An 8,650-nucleotide genomic window follows, 5' to 3' on the forward strand; every position below is an offset into this window, starting at 1 on the left:
GTGGGGTGGCGATCCAGCCTGCTACTACTGCCAGTTGGGTCGGGCGGTGGACGGCGAGGAAGCCGAAGGGGCGGTCGAAGGTCACCGAGACCACGGGTGCGCTGGCGGGGCGCAGTGCGGCCGCTGCCGCGCGTAACGCGAAGGCCGTTACGGCGGCGGCCTCGAAACCCTCGTGGCTGAACCGGGCGAGGACCTCCTGTGCTCCTTGGCCGACGCACAGCGGAGACGGGGAGATCGCGGGGAAATGGCCGCGTGTGCAGTCGGTCGCGGCGGCCAGGCCGAACAGGCCGGACGCGGCGAGCAGATCGTGGGTGGAGCGAACCTCGAAGGGCGGCAGCAGGATGCGCAGTTGACCGGTGTGCGACAGCACCGGCTCGGTGCGCACGCTGAGTCCCGGGCCCTCGGTCCCGACCGGTAGGTCGGAACGGATCGGCGTGGCGCCGGACAGCGCCGTCAGGCCCGTTCCGAGTACGGCTTCGGGTGATCCGGCGCCGAGGAGAAGGTGGACGTCGAGGTCGGCGGCACCTGCTACGACGACTCGCGTGACCGGTTGCGCCGCGTCCAGAATCGCGGCGCTCCCGACATCCATGCTGGTGCGCGACAATCCGGGCCCGCGATGTCCCCGCCACGGGCCGTCGTCGGAGGTCAGGGTCCCGACTTCGAAGGGCACGTCCCACCGCGTCTTCGCCACCAACGCGGTGGCCAGCACCAGCAGCGTGTCGGGATCGACGGTGAGCGGAAACCGCTCGATGAGTCCGTCGGTGTGCCGGGCCGCCCAGCGGTCGAGCTCGGATTGCCCGGTCAACCGGGCGAGGACGCCCTCGGGAAGTGCCCGCGACCACGTCTCGTGCAGCGGAAGATCGTGGTGCACCCACACGCCCAATGCCGCCGACACCGCTTCCGCGCGTTCCAGGTCGCGCAGCAACCGCAGTGCCCCGTCGCGCCCGTTCGCGGCGGGCACCCCGATCGCCGTGGTCAGTTCCTTCCGCGCCGGGCCGTCCGCGGCGGAGGCGAGCAAGGCCAGCAGCGGCCACACGCCCGCGCCGGACACCACGAAGTCTCGCTCGCCCGCCGCCGCGCACCACCGTGCGGTGAGCGCGTTGGCGGCATCGACATGGGATTCCAGGGAAGTCCGCACGATCCCACCCTAGCCACGGTCGCGCGGGCCTCGCGCCGTTCGCGCTACGCGGCGGACTCCGGCCGCAGCACGATCTTGCCCAGCGGCGCTCGCTCCTCCAGCAGCCGATGCGCGCGGCTCGCCTGCTCCAGCGGCAGTACCGCCTCGACCAGCGGAGCGAGGCCGCCCGCCGCCGCACGGGCCAGCACGGTGGTGCGTGCGGCGGCGACCCGGTTCAACCAGTCCGGTCCCGCGCAACCGGTGTAGGTGAGCCCGCGTGTGATCAGGTCGGTCGCGGTGATCCGCGCGGGCGCGCCGGACAGCCATCCGTAGCCCAGCATCCGGCCGCGTAGCGGGGTCATGAGGTCGAGCAGACCGCAAGCGCCTTCGCCGCCGATCGAATCGAACACCACGTCCAGCGTTGCGCCGCCGAGCATTTCGCGCAGCCGGGTGGTCCACTCCGGGTCGTTGTGATCGATCACCTCGTCGGCCCCGAGTTCGCGGGCTCGGGCCGCCTTCTCGGGTCCCCCCGCGGTGCCGATGACGCGAGCGGCCCCGAATTCCTTGGCGAGCTGAGTGAGAGCGCTGCCGACGCCCGTCGCGGCCGCTTCGATCAGAACGGTCTCCACGCCGGTCAGCGCCGCGTTCTCCAGCAATGGAATCGCCACCGAGCCGTTCATCACCACCGCTGCCGCCTCGACCGAGGACAGGCCGTCCGGAATGGCTGCCACGGAATCCGCCGGTGCGGCGACGAATTCGGCGTAGGCGCCGAAACCTCTGGTCGCCACGATCACCCGCTGCCCGATCAGCGCCGGATCGACCCCCGCGCCGGTCTCGGTGACGACGCCCGCCGCCTGGAAACCGAAGACCAGCGGGAGCGGAGCAGCGAGGGGGAACTCGCCGGAACGCAGCTTGGTTTCCGGGAACAGCACCGGGATCGCCTCGGCGCGGATCACCACCTCGTCCGCGGCGGCCCGCGGCGCCGGGACCTCCCGCGGTACCAGCACGTCCGGGCTCCCCGGCGCCGTCATTACGATTGCCTGCATCACGAACTCCATAAGTTGACTGACGGTCCAAATGATTCATTGATCATATGGACCGTCGGTCAAGTTGTCTAGAAAGCGGGTGTGATGGGCGGCGAACGGCCCAGAGAACGGGCGGACGCGGCGCGCAACCGACGCGCCATCCTGGACGCCACCTTCGCGCTGCTCGCCGAGCACGGCGCCGAGGCGATCACCATGGATCGCGTCGCGGCGGCCGCCGGAGTGGGCAAGGGCACGATCTTCCATCGGTTCGGCAACCGCGCGGGGCTGCTGCACGAGATGGTGGCCGAGAGTGCGCTGACGCTGATGGAGGCGGTCACCAGCGGCCCACCGCCGCTGGGGCCCGGCGCGCCGCCCGGCGCCCGCCTGATCGCCTACTTCGACGCGATGACGCGGCTGGTGATCGACAACTCCGAATTGATGGTCGCCTATCGCACCGAACCGCCGCATCCGCGGACCGCGGAGTTCCACGCGTTCTGGGACAACCACATCACCACGTTGCTGCGCGACGCGCGTCCGGACCTGGATGCCGAAGCGGTCGGGCGGCTGCTGCTCGGCGCGCTGAGCACCGAGGTGGTGCCCGCCATGGTCCGGGCAGGCCAGACGGATCGATTGCTGGCGGCGGTGCGCGAACTGGTGGAGTCGGTGCTCCGCGCACCGTGACCACTCGATCGTTGGTCGACAACACAGGGATCGGCGCGTCGGGCAACCTCGGTACCCGAACGGGCCGTGGCCCCGGCGAACGCAGCCGCGCTCGCGAAACGGCCCGGATAGCGGATTCTTCTGAGCGGCCGCCGAATCGCCCCGGCGATCAGTCCCGCGAGAGGATGGCCTCGAAGCGCTCGTCCGCGCGGTCGAGCTGATCGAGGATGTGCTGCCGGACGTGCTCGGCCAGTGGTGTGTCCGGCCGGGTGACCAGGTCACGGTAGACGGCGGTGAGCGGGCGGTACTTGGCGGCGAGCTTGGCCATCATGGGACCGGTGGCGTAGAGGATGCCGACGCCGTTGTCGGTGAAGTCGGAGAGCTTGATGACGCGGGCCCACGGGTCTCGGTCCAGGTTGGTCGCGACATGCTCGCGGTACTGCGCCTGCCGGTCGCGTGCGGGATCCGGTTCGGGATTGGTCACCGCGGCGACGAGATCGGCCACGCGCGCACCGAACCGATCGCCGATCGCTCCCAGCGCGGCCTCGACGGGCGGACCAGGGCGATCGGCGGCCAGCTCGGCGGCGTGGTCCTCGACCGAGTCGTGCAACAGACCGGCCGCGACCACGTCCGGATCCCGGACCTCGTAGTGGCTGATGATCCGAATCGTCACGCGCAGTAGATGACTCAGGTATGGCTCGCGGCCGTACCGATCGTCGCGATGTAGGTCGGCCGCGAGATCGAGCGCCGCGGCCAGCCGCTGTGTATCCGGCAACTCGGCGATTTCCAGCAGTAGTCGTTCCCGCAGCCCGGCTTCGCCGTAGACCTCGCTGATCGTGTGCAGCGGCATCACGGCCAAGACCCCCGCCCCTGGATTGCTCATGTTGCCAGGCTAACCGGAGCGGGTGACGCGTGACGGACGACGATCACTCGGCCTTGGGCACCAGGGTGTTCTGCCTGGCGGCGATGTGCCAGCGATCGCCCTGCCGGACGAAAACGTAGAGCGCGATCATGGCGTGGTCGTGATCGAGGAGTTCGCCCTCGGCCGTGGTCGCCCACGCCCGCTTGTGCCCGATCGCGACGTCGGGGCGCAGGAAGGTGATGTCGGCGAGCTCGTAGCGGGCGTATTGATCTTTGAGGAATCCGGCCAGACCGCTGCGGTTCGCGTCGAGCAGCGCGTCGAATCCGGTGATCAATGTCCCCATCGCGTTGACGACGGCGGCGTTGGCGATGAAATCCGCCGAGAGCAGGTGGGCGTCGTTGGTGTTGAAACCGGCCTCCGCGTTGGCCACGATCCGGCGGATCGCCGCGATGTCGTCGGTGTGGTCGACTGTCGTGTCGCGGACCAGGGGCGGGGTGGATGCTGTCGTACTCATGCCGACGAGCTTCCGACCTCAACGGCGGTTCAGGTCAAGCCGGTCGCGTTGTCGCCCGGCGCACATCGGGACGGGTCAGCGGACTCCGCGCGGCCGGTACTGGATGCTGATCCGGGGACCGGTGGGTTTGCGCGTCTTCGGCACCGCGTGCTCCCAGGTGCGTTGACAGGAGCCGCCCATGACCAGTAGGTCCCCGTGCCCCACCAGATATCTGCGGCTCGCGCCCCCGCCGCGCGGCCGCAGCAGCAATGCTCTCGGCGCGCCGATCGACACGATCGCGACCATCGTGTCGTGCGTGGCGCCGCGGCCGATGTCGTCGCCGTGCCAGGCCACGCTGTCGCGCCCGTCCCGGTAGTAGCACAGGCCTGCGGTGCGAAACGGTTCGCCGAGTTCGGGCCGATAGTGCTCGCTCAGCACCGTGCGGGCGTCGGCCAGCGCCGGATCCGGCAACGGTTCGTGTTCTCCGTAGAACCGCAGCAGCCGGGGCACGTCGACCACACGGTCGTACATCGGCCTGCGCTCGGCTTTCCATGGCACCGCGTCGACCAGACGGTCGAACAGCGCGTCCGCGCCCGAAAGCCAACCGGGCAGAAGATCCACCCATGCCCCGTGGTCCAGCACGGTACGGCGCGCATCGCGAAGCGGCGCGAACTCGGTGTCACCGAACCCGTCGAGCAGCGATCCCTGCAACGGTGTGGACATGCGCCCGAGCCTACCGTCGATCGAACATATGTGCTAGCGGTTTTCGGTCGGAGTAGGGCGGATGGCTTGCCGATTCCGGCGGTCCGCCCGTGCCGGCGTGTCCCGAGGCGGCAGTGGCCCCGCTCACAGGCCGATATGCCTGGTGAAAGCGGGGGTCGGGGCGCTGATACGCTGCTTGCCGTAAGACATCCTTTAACGGACCGTCCGGTGAGGCGGGGAAGGAGGTCGGCATGGCCGTGCCCGAAGAGCGGGCCGCCAAGTCCGGCGCTGCCGAGACATCGCAGCGACATACCCCGGAGTGGGTGGCGGCGGGGCGAGAGCTGTTGTCGGCTTCGGATGTCGGGCGGACCGTCGCGCGCATCGCGCACCAGATCATCGAGAAGACCGCGCTGGACGCGGGCGAGCCGGACGCGCCGCGCGTGGTGCTGATCGGCATCCCCACCCGGGGCACCACCCTGGCCGCGCGGCTCACCGAGAAGATCGAGGAATTCTCCGGCGTCCGCCCGGCTCTGGGCTCGCTCGACATCACCCTCTACCGCGACGATCTGCGCAGCCGTCCGCACCGGCCGCTGGAACGCACCTCCGTCCCGGAAGGCGGCATCGAGGACGCGCTGGTGGTCCTGGTCGACGACGTGCTGTTCTCCGGTCGCACCGTCCGCTCCGCGCTCGACGGCTTGCGTGATCTGGGCCGCCCGCGCGCGGTGCAGCTGGCGGTGCTCATCGACCGCGGCCACCGGGAACTGCCGATCCGCGCCGACTACGTGGGCAAGAACGTACCGACCAGCCGGTCCGAGGACATCTCGGTCCTGTTGACCGAACACGACGGCCACGACGGCGTCTACCTGCACCAGGAGGAGGCGTGAGGGATCAGCACGCCGGCTCGCGGCGGGAGGCGGGCGCATGAGGCATCTGCTGTCGGTCGCCGCGCTCGATCGCGCCGCCGCGACCGAGCTGCTCGACGAGGCCGAACGGTTCGAGCAGGCCCTGCTCGGCCGGGAGGTGCACAAGCTGCCCACGCTGCGCGGCCGCACCGTGATGACGGTCTTCTACGAGAACTCCACCCGCACCAGGGTCTCCTTCGAGGTGGCCGGCAAGTGGATGAGCGCGGACGTGATCAACGTCAGCGCGAGCAGTTCCTCGGTCGCCAAGGGCGAGTCCCTCCGCGATACCGCGCTGACCTTGCACGCCGCGGGCGCCGACGCGCTGATCGTGCGGCATCCGGCCTCCGGAGCCGCGCATCAGATCGCGCGCTGGATGGACGAATGGGCGGTCGCCGCGGGGCGGGTGTCCGGCCCAGCGGTCGTCAACGCGGGCGACGGAACCCACGAACACCCGACCCAGGCCCTGCTGGACGCGCTGACCCTCCGGCAGCGCCTCGGTGACATCGAGGGCAAGCGGGTCGTCATCGTCGGAGACATTCTGCACAGCCGCGTCGCTCGGTCCAACGTCTTCCTGCTGGCCACCCTCGGCGCGGAGGTCGTGCTGGTCGCACCGCGCACGCTGCTGCCGATCGGCGTGCAGACCTGGCCCGCTCGCGTCGCGCACCACTTGGACGCCGAGCTGATCGGCGCCGACGCGGTGCTGATGCTGCGCGTGCAGGCCGAGCGGATGAACGGCGGGTTCTTCCCGTCGGCGCGGGAGTACTCGATCACCTACGGACTGTCCGAGCGCAGGCTCGCACTGCTGGAGGACCACGCCGTCGTACTGCACCCCGGCCCGATGCTGCGCGGCATGGAGATCGCGTCCTCGGTGGCGGACTCCCCGAAGGCCGCGGTGCTGCAACAGGTCACCAACGGTGTGCACATGCGGATGGCGGTCCTGTTCCGCCTGCTCGTCGGGACACAGGAGGCAGTGGCATGAGCGCTCGGACGAGTGCGAACACCCCCGTGCTGATCAAGGGCGCGTTGCTCTACGGCGAGGGCGAGCCGGTCGACGTGCTCGTCGCCGACGGCGAGATCCGCCGGATCGGCGCCGAGCCGAGCGTGGCCGACGCCGAGATCATCGACGCGCAGGGGCAGATCCTGTTGCCCGGCTTCGTCGACCTGCACACCCACCTGCGTGAGCCGGGCCGCGAGGACACCGAGACCATCGAGACCGGGTCCGCCGCCGCAGCGCTGGGCGGCTACACCGCGGTCTTCGCGATGGCCAACACCAGCCCGGTCGCCGACTCGGTGGTCGTCACCGACCATGTGTGGCGGCGCGGCCGGGAGGTCGGCCTGGTCGACGTGTATCCGGTCGGCGCGGTCACCGTCGGCCTGGCGGGCAAGCAGCTCGCCGAGATGGGGACCATGGCCGCCGGCGTCGGCGCGGTGCGGATGTTCTCCGACGACGGTCACTGCGTCTATGACCCGCTGATCATGCGCCGTGCCCTGGAGTACGCGAACTCGCTCGGCGTGTTGATCGCCCAGCACGCCGAGGAGCCGAGACTGACCGAAGGCGCGATCGCGCACGAGGGACCGACGGCGGCCCGGCTGGGTCTGGCCGGCTGGCCGCGCGCGGCCGAGGAGTCCATCGTGGCGCGCGACGCCCTGCTGGCGCGCGACGCAGGCGCTCGGGTGCACATCTGTCACGCCTCCACGGCGGGCACCGTGGAGCTGGTGAAATGGGCCAAGTCGCAAGGTATTTCGATCACCGCCGAGGTCACCCCGCACCACCTGCTGCTGGACGACTCCCGGCTGGAGACCTACGACGCGGTCAACAAGGTCAACCCGCCGCTGCGCGAGGCCTCCGACGCCGCCGCGCTGCGGCAGGCGCTGGCCGAGGGGATCATCGACTGCGTCGCCACCGATCACGCTCCGCACGCGGAGCAGGACAAATGCTGCGAGTTCGCCGCGGCCCGGCCCGGCATGCTCGGACTGGAGACGGCGCTGTCGATCATCGTGCGGACCATGGTCGAGCCGGGGCTGCTGGACTGGCGCGGCGTCGCCAGGGTGATGAGCGAGCGCCCCGCCGCGATCGTCGGGCTGGACGACCACGGCAGGCCGCTCGAGGTCGGTGAGCCGGCCAATCTGACGCTGGTCGACCCGAAGGCGAGCTGGACGGTGCGCGGGAAGGAACTGGCCAGCATCTCGAACAACACGCCGTTCGAGGCGATGACCTTCCCGGCGCGGGTGACGGCGACGCTGCTGCGCGGCCGGGTCACCGCCCGGGACGGCAAGGCGCTGGGAAACCGTGCGGAGGCGTAGATGAGCGATCGAGGCGCAGCCGTTCAAGGAGGTTCGTAGTGGAGAGAACACTCTGGGTGTTCGGGCTGCTGGTGCTGTTCGTGGTCTGCCTCTGGCTGATGTACCGGGGCTGGCGCAACCGCGCGGCCCGGCAGGAGGAGCGCATCGGCGCGCTGCCTGCCGTGCCCGCCGAACTCGGCGCGCAGGTGCTGGAGCCGACCACCGGCCTGTATCTGGGCAGCACCATCGCGCCCAGCTGGCAGGACCGGATCACGGTGGGCGACCTGGGTTTCCGGGCCACCGCGGAACTCACGCGGTTCGAACGGGGAATTCTGCTCGAACGCGACGGCGCGACGGTGATCTGGATTCCGCAGGAATCCATCACGGCGGTGCGCACCGAACGCGGCCACGCGGGCAAAGTGATGACGGAAGATGGTGTGCTGGTCATTCGCTGGAAGCTGCCGACCGGAACCGAGATCGACACGGGTTTCCGCGGCGACGACAAGTCGGTCTACCCGGCTTGGCGCCGGCTTCCTGCGACGGATCAGAGCGGGACGATGACGGGAGATGACGAGGGATGACAGGAGACACGGGCGGGAGCAGGGC

Annotated in this window: 10 protein-coding genes; 5 read left to right on the forward strand and 5 right to left on the reverse strand. The window is 70.2% G+C overall.

Annotated features, from left to right (window positions below; translation table 11 throughout):
- The coding region (locus tag HOV91_RS37560; RefSeq protein ID WP_174189955.1) for a serpin family protein at positions 1-1,138 on the reverse strand (1,138 nt) is incomplete at its 3' end.
- A gap of 44 nt (positions 1,139-1,182) precedes the next feature.
- Complete coding sequence (locus HOV91_RS37565) at positions 1,183-2,163, reverse strand: quinone oxidoreductase family protein (RefSeq protein WP_246351533.1); 981 nt, start codon at positions 2,161-2,163, stop codon at positions 1,183-1,185.
- 84 nt (positions 2,164-2,247) lie between these two features.
- Here HOV91_RS37565 and HOV91_RS37570 point away from each other — a divergent pair, with 84 nt between their 5' ends.
- The gene (locus HOV91_RS37570) at positions 2,248-2,823 is read left to right on the forward strand and encodes a TetR/AcrR family transcriptional regulator (protein ID WP_174189963.1); all 576 of its coding nucleotides are present in this window, start codon (positions 2,248-2,250) and stop codon (positions 2,821-2,823) included.
- A gap of 148 nt (positions 2,824-2,971) precedes the next feature.
- Here the strand turns inward: HOV91_RS37570 and HOV91_RS37575 are convergent, their stop codons facing one another.
- The 3 genes from HOV91_RS37575 to HOV91_RS37585 all read right to left on the reverse strand — a co-directional run bounded on the left by HOV91_RS37575 (position 2,972) and on the right by HOV91_RS37585 (position 4,880).
- Complete coding sequence (locus tag HOV91_RS37575; RefSeq protein WP_174189956.1) at positions 2,972-3,685, reverse strand: HD domain-containing protein; 714 nt, start codon at positions 3,683-3,685, stop codon at positions 2,972-2,974.
- Between the two features lie 43 nt (positions 3,686-3,728).
- On the reverse strand, positions 3,729-4,178 hold the full coding sequence (locus tag HOV91_RS37580; RefSeq protein WP_174189957.1) for an SgcJ/EcaC family oxidoreductase: 450 nt from the start codon (positions 4,176-4,178) through the stop codon (positions 3,729-3,731).
- A gap of 75 nt (positions 4,179-4,253) precedes the next feature.
- Complete coding sequence (locus HOV91_RS37585) at positions 4,254-4,880, reverse strand: alpha-ketoglutarate-dependent dioxygenase AlkB (protein ID WP_174189958.1); 627 nt, start codon at positions 4,878-4,880, stop codon at positions 4,254-4,256.
- A gap of 230 nt (positions 4,881-5,110) precedes the next feature.
- Between HOV91_RS37585 and pyrR the strand changes: the two genes are divergently transcribed.
- From pyrR to HOV91_RS37605, 4 genes are read left to right on the forward strand one after another with little or no spacing between them, the layout of a single operon-like run.
- The gene (gene pyrR / locus HOV91_RS37590; RefSeq protein ID WP_217441567.1) at positions 5,111-5,743 is read left to right on the forward strand and encodes a bifunctional pyr operon transcriptional regulator/uracil phosphoribosyltransferase PyrR; all 633 of its coding nucleotides are present in this window, start codon (positions 5,111-5,113) and stop codon (positions 5,741-5,743) included.
- A 37-nt stretch (positions 5,744-5,780) separates the two neighbouring features.
- Positions 5,781-6,740: an aspartate carbamoyltransferase catalytic subunit gene (locus tag HOV91_RS37595; protein WP_174189959.1), complete on the forward strand. Its 960-nt coding sequence runs from the start codon at positions 5,781-5,783 to the stop codon at positions 6,738-6,740.
- Positions 6,737-8,065 carry a dihydroorotase gene (locus tag HOV91_RS37600; RefSeq protein ID WP_174189960.1) on the forward strand — a complete coding sequence of 443 codons (1,329 nt, stop codon included), beginning with the start codon at positions 6,737-6,739 and terminating at the stop codon, positions 8,063-8,065. The genes HOV91_RS37595 and HOV91_RS37600 overlap by 4 nt, the downstream gene beginning before the upstream one ends.
- Positions 8,066-8,103: 38 nt before the next feature.
- A complete protein-coding gene (locus HOV91_RS37605; protein ID WP_174189961.1) occupies positions 8,104-8,625 on the forward strand; it encodes a PH-like domain-containing protein in 522 nt (173 codons plus the stop codon).
- The last annotated feature ends 25 nt before the right edge of the window (positions 8,626-8,650 follow it).

Origin of the sequence: Nocardia barduliensis (assembly GCF_013315795.1) — a bacterium.
Classification (GTDB): domain Bacteria; phylum Actinomycetota; class Actinomycetes; order Mycobacteriales; family Mycobacteriaceae; genus Nocardia; species Nocardia barduliensis.